6 protein-coding genes are annotated in these 20,331 nt (G+C 63.1%); all 6 read right to left on the minus strand.

Annotated features, from left to right (window positions below; genetic code table 11):
* The coding region (locus CWS72_RS26625) for a hypothetical protein (RefSeq protein WP_146002900.1) at positions 1-1,568 on the minus strand (1,568 nt) is incomplete at its 3' end.
* A gap of 444 nt (positions 1,569-2,012) precedes the next feature.
* Positions 2,013-2,732: a hypothetical protein gene (locus CWS72_RS27585; protein ID WP_146002901.1), complete on the minus strand. Its 720-nt coding sequence runs from the start codon at positions 2,730-2,732 to the stop codon at positions 2,013-2,015.
* Positions 2,733-3,143: 411 nt separating this feature from the next.
* The gene (locus CWS72_RS26630) at positions 3,144-3,455 is read right to left on the minus strand and encodes a hypothetical protein (protein ID WP_101253702.1); all 312 of its coding nucleotides are present in this window, start codon (positions 3,453-3,455) and stop codon (positions 3,144-3,146) included.
* A 16-nt stretch (positions 3,456-3,471) separates the two neighbouring features.
* Complete coding sequence (locus CWS72_RS26635) at positions 3,472-18,882, minus strand: beta strand repeat-containing protein (RefSeq protein WP_101253703.1); 15,411 nt, start codon at positions 18,880-18,882, stop codon at positions 3,472-3,474.
* A 14-nt stretch (positions 18,883-18,896) separates the two neighbouring features.
* A complete protein-coding gene (locus CWS72_RS26640; protein WP_146002902.1) occupies positions 18,897-19,754 on the minus strand; it encodes a hypothetical protein in 858 nt (285 codons plus the stop codon).
* Between the two features lie 308 nt (positions 19,755-20,062).
* Positions 20,063-20,331, minus strand: a 269-nt coding sequence (locus CWS72_RS26645; RefSeq protein ID WP_158240839.1) for a hypothetical protein, incomplete at its 5' end; no start/stop codon positions are given.

Genomic DNA, 20,331 nt, shown 5'->3' on the forward strand with positions numbered 1-20,331 from the left:
CCGTCGCCGCCCGATCCGGCCGCGGTCTGCGCCGCCGTCGCCAGGTCGGTCACCGTGACCCCGAGGGCGGTCTTGCTGAAAGTGGGGACGCTCACCGGAGCGTCGGTGGGGGCGATGGTGTTTATCGCCGAAAGTATATTGCCGGCATCCGCCGTCGTGGTCGAAACCCCCTCGTCGAAAGTGAAGGAATTGGCGATAGTGCCAAGCGTCCCGTCCGCATTGACAAGACTCGTCTGCAGCAGGGACTCGCCCCCGAATTCCTTTGCCACGGTCACCGAACCCTCGGAGCCGCCGGTCAAGGGCATCTCCAAGGTGACCGTCGTGACGTTCCCGCTCGCGTCTTGCAGTTGCGCCGTCTCGAAGCGCGAGGTGACTCCTTGCCCGTCCGTCGTCTCATAGCTATTGACGGCGACGATCTGGTCGCCCGACAGTCCAAACTTGGACACGGCATAGGTGAGATAACTCGAATAACCGCCGTAGGACTCATAGAAGCTTATGGGCGAGGATGTCCCGCCGTCCTGCCACAGATTTTGCCCGGCGCCGCCGATCGAAAAGACCGTCGCGCCTTGCTGGGAGACGCCGATGAAGGTTCCCGCCTGGAATGTCTGCTGACTCGTTCCTTGCGTGACGATCGCCGTCCCATCGGACTGATAGTCGATGCCGCGGGCCGCGCCGAGCCCGATATTGACCGCTCCGGTCATGTCCTCGGTCGACAGGGAGGAGATCGTCCCGGCGGCATAGACCCCGACGATGTTCTTCGCCCCATCCATCACATAGACATTACCGGGGAGATAATTGCTATTGCCGGGATCCGCCCCCACCCGCGAAATGGTGTGGTCCTGAAGATTGATCAGGAAGGCGAAGGCCGTCGCATAGGCGCCATTGACGTCGTAGCTGCTATCGCCGATCGGCTGGGCGGCCGAGGCGAAGACCAGTTCCTGGCCGGCGCTGGGACTCCCCGATTGGTATTGCGGATTGAGGGCACGGACGACGGCAGGATCGGCGCCGACACGGGCGGCGAATTGGTCGATGGTTTCTCCGGCGCGGATGACGCCGAGACTGGCCGCGCCCAGCAGCGAATCGAGACCGGTCTTGGTGTCGTTGATGAGATTTTGGATCCCGGCGGCCAGCAACGGATTATCGGTACGGATCGTCGCCAGATTCTGCTGGATCGTTCCGGCGCCGGTGATCAGCGCCCCCAGCAGCGCCGCCGCCGTCTGCGGATCGTCGACCGTGATCGGCGAATAGCTGACGTTGCCGCTTCCCGGAAGATCCGTGGGGATCGGCAAGCCGAGATAGGCGTACAAGGCCTGTATCGCCCTGTTTTCCAATCCCGTTTGGTGTTGGCCGTCCGCCTTTGTATTGGCGGTGAGCAGATCGACGACCAGCGTGTTGAAATTGTCCGTTCGCAGGGCGGTGAGTTGCGTATTACCGACGACGTTGCTGCCGCCGTTATACCACTCGCCGAAGAGCAGGACGCGGGTGTTCGAAAGGTCGGATGCGACCGTGCTGTCGGCCGAATTCTTGGCAAGATAGTTTTCAAGAGACGCCTCATAGCGCGGTGCCACGGCGTCAAGCAGAGTACTGGCTTGCGTTTCGGTCAGAGTTAGAGCACCACCACTGAAATCATTTAAAAAAATACTATTGATGGTCGCGAGAGAAGCGCCATTTTTCGTTCCGTATGAAGAAATTTGATTGATCTGAGCTTGGCTCAGAAAATGAGCCAAACCACCAACATTGCTCAGCGCCGTGTTCAGATCGGCGACGATGTTCGTCCCGCTTTGTTTGCTGATGTCGTATCCGTATCCCACGGTATAAAGTTGTCCTGTGTTATATTCTCCAGCGTTAATAGCGCCATTATATAATTTTGAGTTCTCTAGTTGTTTAACAAGATTATCACGCGCCAGATTATAGGCGGAAACACTATCATACATCTCATCGAAGCTCGAAAGTGTTGTCATGACATCCCTCAATTATTACTATAGCGCTATATTTATCGTACTCTACTAAGGTTACCGGGAAGATGGGTGCCCGGCAGCGGTCCTATGATAGGTAATAACGAACCCACCCACTGGTACAATCCAGTATAGATTGTCGTACTCGACAACAAACTCATCCGATGAAAGGAGATAAATATTCCCAACACGACCACAGCGCCCTCCATTGTCCGTATTGTAAATCTTTAAATTCAATTCAGGATGGCTACCCGTATGTGAGGATTTTCCGGATATCAACTGCCATAGCCCATCACAATTTTTCGTCATAATATTATTTGACGTGTCGTCACTATAAATTCGTGAAATAGCAGACCCCATATTGAGATTTTTCAATTTTTCCAAGGTCGATATTTGACCAAGATCAAGTCTTTCGTGATAAGTTGTTCCGTTGCGGTCGCGAATGTCAGCTTCCCAAGTTCCTGGTATAGCTTTGCGCATTTCGGCCAGCGTCATAGGCTGTTGCGACGGCGTGGCGCTCTCCGCAGCCGATGCCACCGGGGCATAGATCAAAGCCGCCCCAAAGCCGAATAGAACGGCTATGACAACATCAATCCGAACAAACGAGAGCAAAGTCGATTTCTCCCGGCTCACATTCAGGCCCTTAAACCAATTCTTCTGCATCTCTGGCAACAATTCCCCATTCCCCTTGCCCGGGATCTCATCATCGGCTGACGTGTGTGGCTCACCCCGGCGGCGATCGACCCGATGACGCCCAACCTTGGATCGATTTACCATTCACCTCATAAGACACTTTCCGAAGACGGGAATCTAACAATAATTAGATGAACTTATTATTACTAATACAACTATTGCGATTAGGCCACGCGCTTCCATTCGTCGATATGCGTGCCGTCGGTCTTGGCCGAGGTTCATGCTGCTTGCACTCTTGCTCGCCATATCCCGACCCGATCCGCCGCCATGAAAGTTTTGTAAAGTCGCCACAACTGTCGACACCTCGCCGCTCTCGTTTTCCACGAAAAATGACTGCGTCCGTTTAGTCCGACTGACCGTATCCGCCCCACTGGCACCTTGAAGCCGTCGCCCCGCCCACCGGGATCGTCTTCGGCTTCTCTTCCGATAGACGTTTTGAAACCGCCAAAACCGCACAACCATGAGATGAAATTTTTATGGCGGCACCCGGTTTGCTCAGGCTGCCCGTTTGAAGGACCGCATGTTCCATTCTCTGGCCGCGTCGATGCTGCCGTTGCCATTGGCGTCGTTCCACACCATGATCTCGTTCCAATAGGACAAGCCGGTCTTGGGGTCGATCAGCGCCGTCCGCGCGGAAAAGGCCGTCGCCCCGGCTTGCGCCAGCGCCGCCAAGGCCGCCAGGCCATCGGCGTATTTGCCCGGCGTCGCCCCGGCGTTCAGGAACTCCGACACCGTCTGGGTGATGTTGGTGATCGGCGCGACGACGCCGCCCGCTTCGAACACCAGCATGCCGGTGCCGGCCTTCATCCAGGCCGTCTCATGCTCAATGCCAAGCGGCGGCGATGGCGCCCTGCAGCACCGGATCGCTCGGTGCCCGGGTGTTGGCCAGGGCGCCCGGCGCAAAGCCGGGATGATTGGCCGAATAGACCGCCATCGCCTGCACCAGTTGAGCAATCTGGCCGTCGATCTTCAGACCGCCGGCGGTGATTTCCGAAAGCTGGTTGCCGGTGCCGGCGAACCAGTTGCTGACGGTCACCTCGCTGCTGCTTCCCATAACGTCGATTTGCAAGTCGTTGCCGGATTGCGTGAACCAGAGCTGGTCGTCACTGCTCCCGGCACCGAAATCCAGTTCGTTCGAAGGACCGGCATTGCCGGCTGCACCGTTGACGATGAACGCCTGCCCGCTGCCCCGCCCGAAATCGTAAAAGTCATTACCTCCCGTGGCGATCAGCCGGTTGCTCCCGGTCCCCGCCACCAGCGTGTCGAACAGACCGCTCGCCGTCAGGGTGTCGCCCGCCGCCGAGATCAGGGTGTCGTGGCTGCCGCCCACCTCCAGTACGGAAACACCAATCAGCTTGTCGGCCACCAGGCTTGAACCATTGGCCATCGCCTTGCCGGCCCCCAGATCGATGGCGGCGAAATTATTAGAATAATAAGCTGCGCCATTGATCAAGGTATTCCCCCCCAAGTTACTGGTTAGGGTGGAATATTGCCCACCCCCGATCAATGTGTTGTTGCTACCAGCCGTTCCTGCGATCGATATATCCCACAAAATATCGACGGGACCGCCGGAAAATGACGTACCGGTCCAATCCACAGCAAGACCAACTGTCGCATAATCCACGTATTTACAATAGATAACGAGGCCACTGCCGTCATAGAGGGCAGAAGTCAAACCAGTACCCCCGATTAATGTGTTACTGCCAAGACTGCTAAATAGAGTCGAAGATCCTCTCCCCCCTTCTAGGGTGTTCGCGGTGCCCGACGCAATCAGCGTATTACCGACCCCACTAGAGGCTATCAAGGTTTGATGGCCCGTCGAAGAACCGATTAAGGTGTCATCGTTACCAGTAACGAGATAGGCGCTCATCACGCCCACCAGTGTGTCGATGAGGTTGCTTCCCTTGACCGTCGCGATCCCAGCACGCGTATCGATGACGACATCGTCGGCGAGGAAACCCGCCGTCGTTGCGCCACTTCCGGCGATCAACGTGTTGCCGACGCCATTGCTGATCAGCGTGTCGGCAGCACTTCCACCGATGAGAGTGTCATCAGCGCCGTTCACTTGAACAATAGACACCCCGACGAGCGAGTCGTGCATGTTGGAACTGCGGGCTCCGACGGTACCGATGGCAAGGTCGGCAACAATACCATTTCCAGTATAGGCTGCGATTACGTTAGTATTCCATGCGGACAACGTATTATTGGCAATATTACTGATCAGGGTCACATATTGTCCCCAGCCGTATCCCCTTAGAGTATTGCCGTCGCCATTGGCGATCACGATTTGGCCGCTTCCGGATGCCGACAGAAGGTTGCCGCCGACGCTTGATCCGATCACGGTATCGCCGCTTCCAAACGCCTCCAAGGTGTTGCCGCCGGCTCTCGACCCGATCAAAGTGTCGTAATCGCCTGAAATCTGGGCTGCCGCGATGGCGCCTACGAGCATATCCGCGGCACGGCCTCCGTTCTGCCATACGGTCCCGCTGCCGAGATCCATCACTGCATCGGATGCATTATAAGCGACGGTCGTCGGACCGAGGCCGGCGATCAGCGTATTGCCGCCGACGGCGTCACTGACCAACGTAGGCGAATCGTCCCCGCCGATAAGGGTATTGTCGTGGCCATTCGCCTCCAGCGTCGTTCCATTTCCAGCATCGGAATTGATCAAAGTGTCATGGTCGCCGGTCACCTCCACATAGGAGAAAAGGCCGATCAAGGTATCGCTCTTACCCGTTGTGGCAGCCATCGACTTACCGACGCGCAGGTCGATGGTGAGGTTGCCCTCGCTATAATAGAGTAATGCACCGCCAAATTCGTTGTTAGCGTTCAGGGTATTGCCGTTGGCATCATCGGTGATCAGCGTATCTCCCCGCAGACTGTCACCGCTGCCAATGACGACATCATTCATGCCCCCCATGATTGCCAGCGTGTTATCAGAACCGGCACCGATCAGCGTATTGTTCGCGCCAACAGCGATCAGGGTGGCATTTCCGAATTCCTCGCCGATCAAGGTGTCGAAATTTCCCGTCACCTCGACGGCGTAAATATTCACCAGCGTGTCGGAACCGCCGGAACTGCCCGCCCAACCATCGATTTCCTGGAGGATCCCGCCGATCCCATCGTTAATGAAGACAGGGGATCCATTGTCCAAATCGACCGTTAAGCCGTTTGCTGCGTAGTCGACCATGGGTTGTCCGAAGAAAGAATACCGGACATCCCCCACCAAAGTATTTCCGCCGAGATTGCCGACGATCGTCCCGCCACTGATCCCCGAACCATCCAATAGGTTTCCACGTCCGGCTGCCACCAGCGTATCAGCGGCCTCGCCGACCAACGTCTCGCCATTGCCGGTGGCGATCAGCGTATCCAGTCCCGATCCAAATAGCTGATCGCCCCGACCGCTGGCGATCAGCGTGTCGCCGCCACCGGCGATCAGCGTATCGTTGTCTCCGCTGGCGATCAGGGTGCTCTGGCCCCAACTCGTCAATGTGTCGCCATTGCCGGCGGCCACCAGCACATTGGAAAGGGGGCCACCGACCACCGTGTCATTGTTGCCGGCGACCACCACGGAGGAGAACGTCCCCGAGAGCGTGTCATAGTCCTGGATGTAATAATCGATATAGCTATAGGGATAGGCATTTATATAGGAGTAATGAGGCGTCTGGTACAGATCGCTTCCCCATTGATCGTGCGCCATGGCAGTACCTGCCCATAGATCAATCGAGATGTAATTCGAGCTGTAATAGAGCTCGGATGAGCCGCTTCCGGCTATCAATTCATTAGCGTCTCCATTTCCCACCAAAGTGGAGGAACCGCTGCCGCCGACCAGAGTGTCATAGTTCCCGGCCGCTTCGAGAAGCATGCTGGCGGACCCACCGACGATGGTGTCGAGCCACCCGGCGGCGACGGCGATGGCGAAGCGGCCAATCAGAGTGTCCGACAAGCCTGCCGTCGCGATCCCCGTGCCAAGATTCAAACTGACGCGGTCCATGGAATAATAGACTTCCGTCGGGCCGCTGCCGGCGATCAGCGTATTGTTGCCCCACGAACCATTGACGTTATCGATCAGAGTGGTGCTACCCAGGCCGCCGATCAGCGTGCTATTGGAACCTGCGGACTCCGCGATGGTGATGCCGATGAGTTGATCCCAGCCCCCGTTCTTAAACTCCTCCCCCAGACCGAGATCGACGAAACCGCCGCCAAAGCAGATCGTTGGCCCCGCGCCGGCGATCAACGTATTGGCTTGGCCGTTTCCGATCAGCGTGGAAGTACCGAGCCCGCCTTCCAGGGTATCTTGAAGATATGCGACCAGAATATCGTTGTTGCCGCCAGCGACGCCGACATTGATGCCGATCAGGGTATCAGATCCGCCAGGCCAGACCAGTGGCTGGCCGGTTCCATTGTTGGAAAAATTGAGGGTGGCATCGTCTGTATAAAGATAGGCCTCCGTCAGACCGGAGCCGTTCCCGAAAAGCGTATTGCTCCAATCGTCGGTCATCAACGTGCTGGCACCTTGGGAAAGGCCGATCAGCTCATCCCTATGGCCCACGGCCTGCGCGACCCCGATATTATCCCACGACCAGAGGTTCAGATTGAGGAAAGAGCCGGATCCGGCGGCCAGCACCGACCGTCCCCCGATGCTTTCCAGGAAAGACCCTTCCACGGTATCCAATTGCAAGTCGTTCGTTCCGGGATCGACAACGATGCTTGCAAGCAGATAACGATAAGTAGAGCTTACATAGCCGTCGTCTTCATACCTCTCGTAATATGAACCAAACGTATTCAGATATTCTCCAGTCACCCGATACCCGTAGACGACGGAACCGATGGTATCTTTGAATCCTTCTGCCCACACCGTATCACCGGCCCCGCTGGCGATGATCGTTTCGCCTGACGAACCGATCAACACGTCGTTGGCGCCGGTGGCGATCAAGGTCCCGTTTCCCGAACCGATCAGTGTTTCATTATCGCCCGTGGCGATCAGGACATCGCTTCCCGAACCGATCAGCGTGTCGTTGGTGCCGGCGGCGAACAATGTGCCGCCACCCGAGCCGATCAGCGTGTCGTTGGTGCCACTGGCCGTCAACGTGCCATCGCTGCCGACCAGTGTATTTTCATAGACACTGCTGGTGATTAACGTGCCCCCACTGTCGAACAACGTGGTTGTCTGGACGCTGGTGACCAGCGTCCCGCCACCGACCAGTGTGTCGTTATCGCCGGCGGCCACAAGCGTGTCGCCCGCGCCGCCCCTTAGGGCGGCGCGATCGCCGCTCACCTCCGCCATCGTCACCCCGATCAGGCTGTCGCTCAAGGATGCGCCTGCGGCGCGCGCCCAGCCGCCGGCCAGACTGATCGTCACGCCGTCGGTGGTGTAAAAGGCATCACCGCCGATCAGGGTGTTGTCGGCGAGATTGCTGATCAACGTCGAGGTGCCGCCGGCAGCCAACGTGTCGTGGCTGCCCGTGGCGATCAAGGTGATCAGGCCGGTCGGATCGGAATTGGCGATCAGGGTGTCATGGTCACCGGCCGCCTCGACGGCGATGATGTTTGCCAGCACATCGCCCGTGCCGACACCGGCGACCGCCGCCGTCCCCGATGTCGTCGTCGTCTCCGTTTCGCTACTGGTGGAGGGATTGTAGGCCCAGGTCGAGGTCGCGGTCAGTTGGACAACGGCGCCATCGGCGGCGTAAGCAGCCAAGCCGTCGGCTTTCAGCTTACTCCAGCTATTACACCAATTGTTCCAGCTCACCTGTATCCGCAGGATATTCTCGATGCTGCCGATCAACGTATTGCCGGCCCCATCACCGATCAGCGTCGAGGGAGCGGACGCCACCAGCGTGTCATGGTTGCCCGCCGCAATCAGCGTGCCGGCGCCACCGCCGTCGAAAACCACATCGCCGCTGCCCGTCGCGACCAGCGTGTCAATGCCGCTGCCGATCAGAGTGTCATTATTACCGGCCACGGTGACGTTGGAGAGTCCCGAGATCACGCCATTCCCGCTGTTGCCGGCGACCGTCCCCGCCGCCAAATTGACCACCAGGCCGGCGGCCAGATAGTCCGCCGCGACGCCGGCCGCGCCGATCAACGTGTCACTGGCGGCACGGCTGACCAGCGTATCGCCGGCGCTGGTCGCCACCAGGGTCGAGCCGCCGGCGGCGCCGATCAGGGTGGCGCCGGCACCCTCGATCAGGCCGTCACTGATGCCCACCAGGGTATCGCCCAGGCCGGCCGCCGCCGGACGCGCCGTCCCGGCGCCCAGATCGACGACGGAGCCGGCGGCCTGGTAAACCGCCAGCGCCCGGCCGGCCCCGGCGATCAGGGTTCCCCCTTCCAGGTCGCCCACCAGGGTCGAGCGCCCCGTCCCGCCGATCAGCGTATCGCCGCTGCCGGCCGCTTCGGCCGCCGAGATACCGACCAGGGTGTCGGCCGCCGTTGCGCCGTTCACCCCGGCCCGGCCGGCGGTCAGATCGACCGTCACATCGTCGGCGGCGTAATAGGCGATGACCTTGCCCGATCCGGCGATCAGCGTGTTGCCGGCGGCATTGCTGGCCAGAGTGCCGGCACTGGTCCCGCCCCGCAGCACGTCGCCGCCGCCATTGGCGATCAGCGTGTCGTTGAGGCCGGTGATCTCCAGGTCGTCGCCGCCGGCGGCGCTGCCGATCAGCGTGTCGCCATAGCCGAACACCTGCACCGCCTTGATGCCGATCAAGGTATCGAACGTGGTGGAACCGTTGACCCGCGCCGTGCCGGCGTTCAAGTCGACAGTGACGAAGCTGCCGCCGAAGGAGGCCCGGGTCAGCCCGGCCCCGGCGATCAGCGTGTTGCCCAGGCCGTCGCCGATCAGCGTCGAGGTGCCGGCGCCACCCAGCAGGGTGTTGCCCGCCCCTTCGGCGATCAGGGTGTCGTCCTGCCCTTGCATCGCCACCAGGACGTCACCGCCCGTCGCCGTGCCGATCAGCGTCTGATCGCTGCCGGTCAGCACCACATTCTTGAGCCCAAGAACCGTATCGCCCACCGCCGCACCGGCTACCCGCGCCGTGCCGGCGGTCAGATCTATGGCGACATCGTCGGCCGCGTAATAGGCCACCGTCCGGCCCGTGCCGCCCAGCATGACGTTGCCGGCGGCATCGCCGATCAGCGTGGTGGTGCCGGTGCCGGCCTCCAGCGTGTCGCCGCTGCCCTCGGCGATCAGGGTATTGTTCCGGCCGGAAAGGGCGATCGCCACGTCGCCATTGGCGGCGACCAGCACATTGCCGTCGTCGCTCACCGCGGCGCGCTTGATGCCGATCAGGATGTCGCCCCAGTCGGCGCCGTTTTGCTCCGCCGTGCCGGCGCCCAAGTCGACGGTCATGCCGCCACCGGCGTAATAGGCCTCGGTCAGGGTCGATCCGCCGATCAGCGTATCGCCGGCACCGCTGCCGATCAGGGTGGAACCGCCGGCCGTGCCGATCAGCGTTTCGCCGCCGCCGGACGCCGCCGCCACCGTGATGCCGGCCAAGGTGTCGCTGGCGCCGCCCGCCGTGGCCAGCCCGGTGGCCAGGTCGACCACCGTTCCGGCCGTGCCGTAAACGGCGACCGTCGGGCCGCTGCCCGCCACCAGGGTCGAGCCGGCCAGATCGCCGGCCAGGGTGGAGACGAAAGCGCCGCCCAGCAGCACATTGCCGCCGCCCTTGGCGACCAGCGTATCCCCGTTGCCCAGCGCCGCCAGGGTGTCATGCCCGCCGGCGATCAGCGTGTCGTCCGCTCCGGCCACCGCCGCGTCGGTGAGACCGATCAGGCGGTCCTGTCCCCCGCCCGTCACACCGGCTCCGCCGGCGCCCAGGTCCACCACCGCGTGGTCGGCCCCGTACCAGCCCCAGGTGACGCCCGTTCCGGCGACCAAGGTGGAACCGGACAGATCGCCGACCAGGGTCGAGGTCCCAGCCCCGCCGATCAGCGTATCGCCCGCGCCCAGCGCCGCCGCCACCGCGAAGGTTCCGGCCAGGGTGTCGGCGACGGCGCCGTTGGCCGTCGCCCGCCCGGCCCCCAGATCGACGGCGATGCCGGCGCCGGAAAAGATGGCCTCGGCCCCGCCGCTGCCGGCGATCAGCGTGTTGCCGCCGACGGCGGCGCTGACCAACGTCGTCATGCCCATCCCGCCGACCAGGGTATTTCCGCCGCCCGACGCCATCAGGGTATCGCCGGTTCCACCCAGCGCCTGCAACAGGGCGCCGCCGGTGGCCGTGCCGATCAGCGTATCGGCGCTCCCCGAGACCGCCGCCGCCGTCAGGCCGATCAGCCTATCGCCGGTGCCCACGCCCCCCGACGAGGTGCCGAGGCCGGCCTTCAGGTCCACCGCCACATGGTCGCCCGTATAGAACACCTCGGTCCGGCCGGTGCCGCCGATCAGGGTATTGCCGGCCAGATCGCTGACCAGGGTGGTGACGCCGGCCCCACCGATCGCCGTGTCGGCGGCACCGGCCAGCAGGATCCAGTCGTTCCCGCCGCCGGCCGTCAGGGTGTCGTGGCTGCCGTAAGACTCCAGCGTGGCGATGCCGCCCAGCAGCGTATCGCCGCCGGCCGCGCCGTTCACCCGGGCGACGCCCTTGCCCAGATCGACCGTCAGGTTGCCGACCCCATAGGCCGCGACCGTCACCCCGCCGCCGGCGATCAGGGTGTTGCCGGAAGCATCGCTTTCCAGCACGGCGAGGCCCGCCCCGCCGATGAGCGTATTTCCCGCGCCGGTGGCGGTCAGGAGATCACTGCCGGCGCCGCCCGTCAGCGTGTTGGCCGAACCGTTGACCGACAGCACGTCGAGGCCGGAACCGGCGGCCAGCAGATTGCCGCCGCCCATGGCCACCAGCGACTGAACTCCACCACCACCCAGCAGGGTGTTGGCATCGCCCGTCGCCGACAGGAAATCCGCCCCGCTTCCGCCGATCAGGGTGTTGACGTCGCCCGTCACCGAAAGAATGCCGGTGCCGCTGCCGGCAACCAGCGTGTTGGCCTGGCCGACGGCCAACAGGGAATTGGTGCCGCTGCCGGCGGTCAACAGATTCCCGTCGTCGAAGGCCGCTAGGGTGGAGGTTCCGGCGCCGCCGACCAGAGTATTGGCACCACCCGTCTCTAGAAGAGTGTCGGTGCCGCCGCCGGCGACCAGCGTGTTCCGCCGCCCGGCAGCCGACAGGACGTCCGCTATGCCTTTGGCACGCAACAGATTGCCCGCGCCGGCGGCGAGCAGGGTGTCTGTGCCGGTCCCACCGGTCAGGAGATTGGCATCGCCGGTTACCGACAAGGTCGCGTCGCCGCTGCCCCCCGTCAGGATTTCCTGGGTTCCGTCGGCCATCAGCAGGTCTTCGCCGGCCCCGCCGAGCAACGTATCACCGTCGCCGCGCGCCGACAGGGTGGCCGCCCCCTTCCCGGCGATCAGCGTTTCGCCGGACCCCGAGGCCGTCAGGGTATCGTCCCCGGTCCCGCCGACCAGGGTGCTGGCGTCTCCGGTCGCACAGAGCAGATCATCGCCGATGCCGGCGATCAGCACATTGCCCCCGCCGGTGGCGAGCAGCGTGTCGTCATAGGCCAGTCCCGGCCAGATCCGACCCGTATCGCCGATCAACGTATTGCCATAGCCGCTCGCGACCAGCGTATTCCGGCCGGTGTCGGCGATCAGTGTATTGCCGTTGCCGGTGGCGATAAGAAGATCCGGGCCTCCGGCGTAGGGTTGAGAGGACCCCAGCAGGGTGCTGGCGTTGCCGGTCTCGGTCAGCGTCATGCCGCCGCTACCGGCGCTCAGCAGGTTGCGATCGCCGGTAGCGGAGAGAATCTGGGTCGTATAATAACCGGTCGCGGTCACGCCGTTTTGAAAGGTGGGGACGAAGGCGGCTACGCCGCCGATCAGGGTGTTGCCGCCCCCCTCGGTGGTCAGTGTGACCTCGCCCGCGCCCCCCAACAAGGTGTCATCCGTACCGACAGCCTCCATGAGGGCGGCGCCGCCTTTCCCGCTCCCAGTCCAGCCGATGAGGACGCTGGAGTTCCCGGTCTCGATCAGCGCCGCCGCATTGCCTCCGGCCTCCAGCAGATTGCCGTCTCCCCTGGCGATCAGGGTGGGAAAATTGCCGCCTGGGGCGCTGCCGATCAGGGTTCCATCGTTGCCGATCAACGTGACGACGTCGATATCGATCAGCGTATCGGTGCCGCCGAAGCCGTTTTGTGCCAGGCCGGCGGACAGATCGACCGTCACCGTCCCCGGCGCCCCGGCATAGATCAGCTCGGTGCTGCCGATCCGCTCATCGTCGCCGATCAGCGTATGGTCCCCGGCTCCGCCCAGGATGGTGTCGTAGCCGAACCAGGTATCCAGGAACTGATTACCGCTTCCCGCGACCAGTGTCCGCGACCACCCTTCATTGAGTGCCGCCGCCGATGTGAAGTGGTAGGCGTAGTCGAAACCGGCCGGCGTCATCTCCTGACCGGCTGCCGTGTAATCGCCGATCCACGCCTGATAGAACGGCGTCATCGCCTGGGCCAGGGCGGTGATCGCCGCCGCGCCGATGGACGAGCCGTCGGACAGGATCAGCGATTGCACTTGCGCCGACGCCCCGGTGAACCAGTTCTTGACGGTCAGCGTGTCCAGCGTATTTGTGGCCGTGCCGTTGGTCGTCTGTGTCGTCGTCCGTCCGGTGCCGCTGCCGACCTGAATGACCAGATCGTCACCCGATTGTAAAAACCATAGATTGCCGGGATTGAGGCTGGGACCAAGCTTCAGGGAAACGCCGGCTCCACCCGAGATCACCACCGCCCCGTCGCCGGCGTCGAAGGTCAGAAACGCCTGCAGATCGGGGGCCGACGACGCAGTCCCGGGATTGAACGCCGGATTGCTTTGCTGGTAGGCGGCCATCGCCCGCTCCAACCGATTGACGGCCGCCGCCGACAGCGAAGACCCGTCGGCGGCGGCGATGGTTCCGAGCTGCGCCGCGCCGCCGGAGAACCAGCCGGCGATGGTGACCGTCGACGTCGTGCCCAGCACTTGCGCCACCAGATCGTTACCCGAACGGGAAAACCACATCCCGCCGGTGGTCGCAGCCGCATCCAGCAGAAGCTCGCCCTCCCGGGTGCCGCTGCCCGCCGCCCCGTTGACGATCAGATCCCGCCCGCCGCCGGCATCGATCACATAGCTGTTGTCCCCACCACCGCTGATCAGCGTGTCGTTGCCGGCCCCGCCGGTCAGCGTGTCGGCGCCCTGATCGCCGATCAGGACGTCGCCATGGTCCGAGGCCACCAGATCGTGCACATGGACCTCCCCGTCCATGAACAGCGGCGCGCCGCCCAGGCTGCGCGTCCCGGCGTTCACCGACCCGGCGAATGAGACCGTGTCGACCCCGGCGACATTGGCGAACAGGTCGAGCTGGCCCGGCGCCACTCCGGCCAGATCGACCCGGCCGCCGTTGCCGTAGGTGATGACCGTGCCGCCCGCGCCGTCGTCGCCGACGATGATACCGGCGCCCACCCCGAGAAACTGAAGCTGATCGCCCGAGGCGCCGGCGACGAAGCCCTTGATGACGGCATTGCCGGACGACGGCGTGAAGACGAAGTCGTCGTGGCCGCCGCCGGCCGCGAAGGTCTCGGTTCCGCCCGCCGCCAGCAGCAGATCGCGCCCCTGGCCCGCCTGGGTGAGTTGCCCGTCGGCCCCGACCAGCGCCTTTTCGTAATCGCCGGCCTGGGCCGTGGCCCCGAGTACGGTTTCCAGCGCGTCCTTGAGCGACGCATAGGCGGCCAGTCCGTCGGCCAGTCCACCGAACGCCGCTTCCGCCAGATCGACGTCGCCGATCGACCAATAAGTGAAGCCGTTGGGCAAATGGCCGGTGACCTCGAAATCGACCGGCACCAGGGCGGCAAGATCGCTTTCGGCCGCGGCCACCATGGCCCCCACCCCGGCCAGCGACGCGTTGGCCGCAAGATAACCGTCGATGGCCGCCGCCCATTGGCTGCCCGCCTGCTCCGCCGAGGCCTTGGCGGCTGCCAGCGACGCCGCGGTGGGATCCGTGTCGGCCGCCAGCGCGGCAGCCTGGGCGGTCCCGAGGGCATCGGCACCGATGGCCACCGTTTGGGCCGCGGCCTCGACGCTCGCCGCCCCGCCGCCGATGGCGCTCAACACTGAAATGACCTCCGCCGGCGCGTTGTTCGACTCCTGCCCGGCGCCGCTGTAGGCCCACACTTTGGACGGATCGGGGGTATAGAAGAACCTGTTGGAATAGATGCCGTCGATTTCCATGCCCCGCGCCGTGCCCATGTACTGCCGCATGGACGTGATATCGGCGCTGAAATCGGTGGAGACGCCCTTGACCGCGACAGCCGCCGCCTGGGCCTGGCCGGCCGCCACCCCGGGGAAGGCCTGGGCCACGATCTCGCCGAAGGCCAGGATGGCCGGGCCATCGGTGGCGCTGGCCGTCCGTGACGCCCCCGCCGTGGTGGCCAGACCGATGTCGTCGATGGTGTGGCTGGTCCCGTCGCTGGTCTGGTAGCGTGCCGTCGACAGCACCACATTGCCGCTCACCTCCTGGTCCACCGTCGTCGAACTCAGGGAGATCGAGGTGATGCCCAGTTGTTGAAGGGTGTGAAGCTCGCCCGCGTCGGTGACGCCGTTGCCGTTGGCGTCCACCCACACCTCGACCTCGTCGAAATAGAGCTTGCCGGTGGCGGCGTCGATCAGCGAGGTGGCCGCCGAGAAGCTGTCCGCCCCCGCCGTCGCCAAGGTGGCCAGGGCCTGGAACCCGGTCTGGCCGGCCGGCGGGGTGCTTCCATTCACCGAGAACTTCTGGCCGAACCATTCGCCGGCGTCGTCGATGGTGCCGTTGTGATTGGCGTCGAACACCAGGATGCCGTTGCTTTTGCCCACCCAGCCCACCGGCACCGCCGTGCCGCTGTCGTTGACGTCGAAGGTGACCCCGCTGGTCGCCTCCGGCACCAGATCGATGCCGGTGCCGGAAAGGTCGAGCACCAGCGGAAAGGAAATGCCCAGCGAGGACCATGTGATCTTCCACTGCGCATTGTTCGGATCCTCGGGATCGCCGAACCCGATCACCTCCGCCGTGATGATCGAGGGCATCTCGCGGATCTGCGGCGCGATCAGCGAATAGATCCCGGCCATCGCCACGTTGTTGGCCGCCGCCGCCGCCGCGTCGACGCTGGCGAACAGGCCGGGGTCCTCGGCCGCCAGGACGATGTCGGCCCATTTGTCCGACATCCCCCCCAGGCCCAGCCGCGCCGCCAGAAAGACCTCGTCGGCCTTCGCCGCCCGCAATTGCACCGCCAGCGCCACCAGCGCCGCCACGTCCGCGGGCAGCCCGGCCGTGCCGCCGTTATCGATGGTGTCGAACTGGTTGCTCAGAAGCTGGCCATAGGCGCTGGCCGCCGCCGCTTCCTCCTGCCCGTCGGCGCTGGCCATCACCTGGTCCACCCAACCGCTGAAATCCCCCTCCCCGCCGTAGCTCGCCCCCAGCAGCGACGCCTGGGTGATGGAGAATGTCCCGCTGACCGGATCGCGCTCGCCTTCGAAGACGAAGCTGTCGTCGGCGCTTTTGGCAATGATCAGCCCGACCGTCCCATCCGCCCCGTAGGAGGTCGCCCAACTGCCCGCCGAGGACACCCCCATCAGCGCCACATTGTTGTCCCCGTCGATCAGCGTGGTCAGCGTCGTCCCGTCCAGCGCACCCGCCGGCGTCGTGATGGCGACCAGACCCGTTCCATCGACCGTCACCGTGCTGCCCGCCGGCGCCGAGACCACCGTCTCTCCGCCCACCTGATAGGACAGGCCGCCGTCGCCGGCCAGCACCAGCCGGCGCGACACGCCCGAGGACTCCGCCCCCAGATCGATCACCGCCGCCCCGTCCGCCACCGAGACCGACGGCGCGCTTCCCAAACTCAGCGCCGTGCCGCCCGGACCGGCCAGCGTCCCGCTGTCGGCATCGAAGGACAGCGTCCCCGCCCCGCCGGACAGGCTCACGTCGAACCGCCCCTCGCCCTCCAGCGTCAGGCCCGTCCACGACCCGGCCGCCACCGTCACCCCGTCCACCGACAGGCCCCCGTCCGACGTCACCGACGCCGCGTTCGTTCCGTCCGCCGAGGTCACCACCGCGCCGCCATCGGAAAGACGAAGGCTCGACCCCGCCCCGAAGGACAGGCTGGCCCCGCCGGCGGCGATCGTTCCCGACCCGTCGGCGTTGACCGACAGACCGCCCACCCGCAATCCCGCCGCCGTCAGGTCGACCGCCTGCGTCCCGTCCAGCGCCACCGTCGTCCCGCCGGCCGCCGCGAATGTTCCCGCCCCCGACGACGGCGTGATCGAAAGGGTGCCCAAGCTTGAGCTCACCGATACCGTGCCGTCGGCGTTGATCACCGGGGTCAGACCGGAGGCGAAGCTGTAAGCCGCGCCGCCTGCCGTCGTGACGGTGCCGCCGCCATTTTCGTCCATTGTGAACTGCACCGGCTGACCGCTTACGCCGGTTCCGGCAATCGATGTGGTGACCGACAGGCTGCCCGATTGCGCGTCGAAACTCCCCGAACTCCCTGTCTGCGTCGTTCCGTCGGAATAGGTGATCATTCCCGAAGACGGCCCGCCGTCCTCGGGAATGATCACCTCGACGCTGATGATGCTCGGAACCGAGGTCGGCACCGAGGCCTGGGCGAGCAATTGCTGCTGGATCGCCGTCACCGCGCCAAGCGTCGGATCGGTATAGGCGGTGACGGTCCGGTGGTTGGACAGGGTAAATTGCACCTTGTCGGCCGTGCCCGGCAGCTTCTGAAAGGAGACGACGCTGTTTCCGCCGAGAGCGATGGCCGAGGCCGAACCGTCCTGCTTCAGCAGGGTAATGTTGGTCTTGGCCACGCCGGCCGCAGGGGGAACCAGGGCGAAGGTGCCGTCGGCCCCCTCGATCACCCATCCGGTGAAGCCGGCCGGAAGGGTCAAGGTCTGGTTCGGATTGCCGGGATCGCCCAGCAGGGTGATATGGCTGAGGTCCGCGCCCTTGAGATCGGTGCCGATCGGCAGGTTGGCGACACTGCCGGCCCATTCCTGCGACAGCGCCGAGACTTGGGCGGTGAACTGGCTTGACGTCTCGCTGCCGGGGGCCACCCCCTGCTGCTGCAACAGGGCGGCGACGAAGAGCGCGGCGTTGGTGGGCGATTGCAGCGTCTGCCCGGCGACACCGCCCGCACCGCCGTAAAGGCCGGGATTGGCCACTTCGAGGGCGAGAACCGAGGCCCCCAGGGCCGTGGCGATCGCGCCGATGTTGGTATCGGCCGCCGAGGCCACATAGACGATCTGCCCGTTGTTGACCTGAAACGTGCCCGACAGGCCCTCGGCGGGAGCCGCCTGATTGTAAAGAGAGGCCACGCTGTTGGCGATCTCGGTCACGACGTCGCTGCCGGCGCCTTTTCCGATGAGGCCGCTCAGATAGCGATCGATCTGCGGCGCGAACTGCGCCAGGGTGGCGAGGTCGGTGGCCGATGCCCCTACCCCGCTGGTCAGCCAGGATTGCAGAAACGGCTGGGCGATCGACCAATCCGAATTCGCCGTGTTGCCGACAAAGCCGCCGTTGCTGTTGACCATCGCCTCCAGCCCGGCCCGCAGGAAATCCGGTGCGGGATTGCCGGAAGCATCCTTCTGGGTCAGCGCGGCGTAGAGGGAGGCGCCGGGACTGCCGACGTTGTAGGCAAGACGCAGGATCGACACCTGTTGGTCGGAATTGAGCGCGTTCCACGAGGCCCCGAAGCCGTAAGGGTTGGTAGCGCTGGGCGCGGCACTGTATTTGTTATAGAGGGTCGTGATCGCATCGGTTGCGACCGCTTGCGCACCAGGGTTCGTCAACTGGATGCCGTATTGGTTGCCGGCCCCCGTGCTCGGGTTGGCAAAGGTCGTGTCGGTGGCGACGGTCCAACCTGACTGACGGGTCATGGTGCCGTTATTGGTAGTGAGATCGTCCGCCCGCTGGTCGAGTGCGTTTAGAAGTTGCTGATAGGCCGTCGGCTGTCCGTTGGCATCGTTCCCCGCGACAAGACTCGATGCCGGAACCCCCGCCTCGGTCAGAAGCGCATCCAGATTCTTTACTGTGCCCCACTTGCCATCACTATAGACGACCAGCGCAACGCCGATCGCCATGGTCGGGATGCCACGTGAATCATTATAAATATAGAGCCTTAAGCCCTCGCTCTGCTTCAGGAACGTAAAAGTCTGGGAAATGACATCGGCCGAGGGCATGAATTTTCTCCGTTTTACCGATCACGAGCAGAGGGCGACAGTGGTTTTATTATAGATGGATGAGGGAAGTTACACTTAACATATTCATTATTAACTTCACCATGAAGCCATAGATAGTATGTATTATTTATATTAATCACAAAGTATTTATTTTTATATTTAATTATTGCATTAATGGCCTCGGGTTTCTTCTTTGTGTGCTGAAACCCAAATGGATCCGTCACGTTGAAATTTGGTGTAATCTTATTGTCGTGTGGAACAATAAGTGCTCCACGACTACAAATATCTCTGTCAAGAACATGGTAGTGAGGATCAGAACAGCCGAATTTCTTATCTTTCGCGCATACGCTATCTGCGTAGGTAATCAAGCTATCTCCGCCTTTGTCATTTAAGATATTTATATAATAAATCCGTAAATTACTTTCTGCGTAAACGATATGACCAGTTTCATCAAGTTGTTCATGGGACATCCAGGCAAAGTCATCCTCAATATAGACCCACCGATTGTTTGCCTCATCGCCGTAGGGGCAATATTTCTCCAGCGTATCTTGCAGCTTCGGATCATCGGCGCGATCGGCTTTGACGATGGGCTCGACAAAGGTGATGCCCCGCATCGCCTTCAGATCGATCAGGAACTGCTCGCAGAACGCCTTGTCCTTCTGCCCATCCGGATAGCGAAGCATGTCGGGATCAAGGGGGCCGAAATGCTGGGCGAACGCCTTGACATAAGGCGCCTTGTCCGCTTCGCGGTCGAAGTGCTCCGGGATCTGCGGCAACCCATTCCCGCCGCGTTGGATGGATTCCTGCCCGTGCGCCGGGAGAGCGATGAAAAGCAACGCCATCGCCAGAACTGCAAAATGCTTTCGATTCACGCTCTTGGCCTTTTCCGACGCTTCACCCTACTCGCCGAAGACGCCTCTTCGGCGCCCACTTCACCGCTGTTCATAGCTCTCTGCGCTCCCCCTGCCCCTTTCGACGACACATCACCTTCGCCTACCCTTTCCGCCTTCCGCGAGAAACGGTCCGATCGCTCGATTATTGCGTGGTGCAGCCCTGCCCCTGAAGTCTTTCTCCGCCCCGCCCACCGGGATCGTTTTCGGCTTCTATCCCCATAGACGTTCCGAGACCGCCAAAACCACACAACCAAAAGAAGAAATTTTTATGTCATAGGCTGCTTTTCTCAGGCTGCGCGTTGGCGTCCCTCGGCCATCGCCACATTGTTGGCCGCCGCCACCGCCGCGTCGACGCTGGCGAACAGCGTGGGGTCCTCGGCCGCCAGGACGATGTCGGCCCATTTGTCCGACATCTCCCCCAGGCCCAGCCGCGCCGCCAGAAAGCCCTCGTCGGCCTTCGCCGCCCGCAATTGCACCGCCAGCGCCACCAGCGCCGCCACGTCCGCGGGCAGCCCGGCCGTGCCGCCGTTATCGATGGTGTCGAACTGGTTGCTCA

Origin of the sequence: Telmatospirillum siberiense, from assembly GCF_002845745.1 — a bacterium.
GTDB classification, from domain to species: Bacteria; Pseudomonadota; Alphaproteobacteria; order Rhodospirillales; family Magnetospirillaceae; genus Telmatospirillum; species Telmatospirillum siberiense.

What these genes read in the sequence shown, in the direction of transcription:
- CWS72_RS27585 (WP_146002901.1), bottom strand. Translation starts at nt 2,732, where the DNA reads ATGGTAAATCGATCCAAGGTTGGGCGTCATCGGGTCGATCGCCGCCGG.
- CWS72_RS26630 (WP_101253702.1), bottom strand. Translation starts at nt 3,455, where the DNA reads ATGAAGGCCGGCACCGGCATGCTGGTGTTCGAAGCGGGCGGCGTCGTC.
- CWS72_RS26635 (WP_101253703.1), bottom strand. Translation starts at nt 18,882, where the DNA reads ATGCCCTCGGCCGATGTCATTTCCCAGACTTTTACGTTCCTGAAGCAG.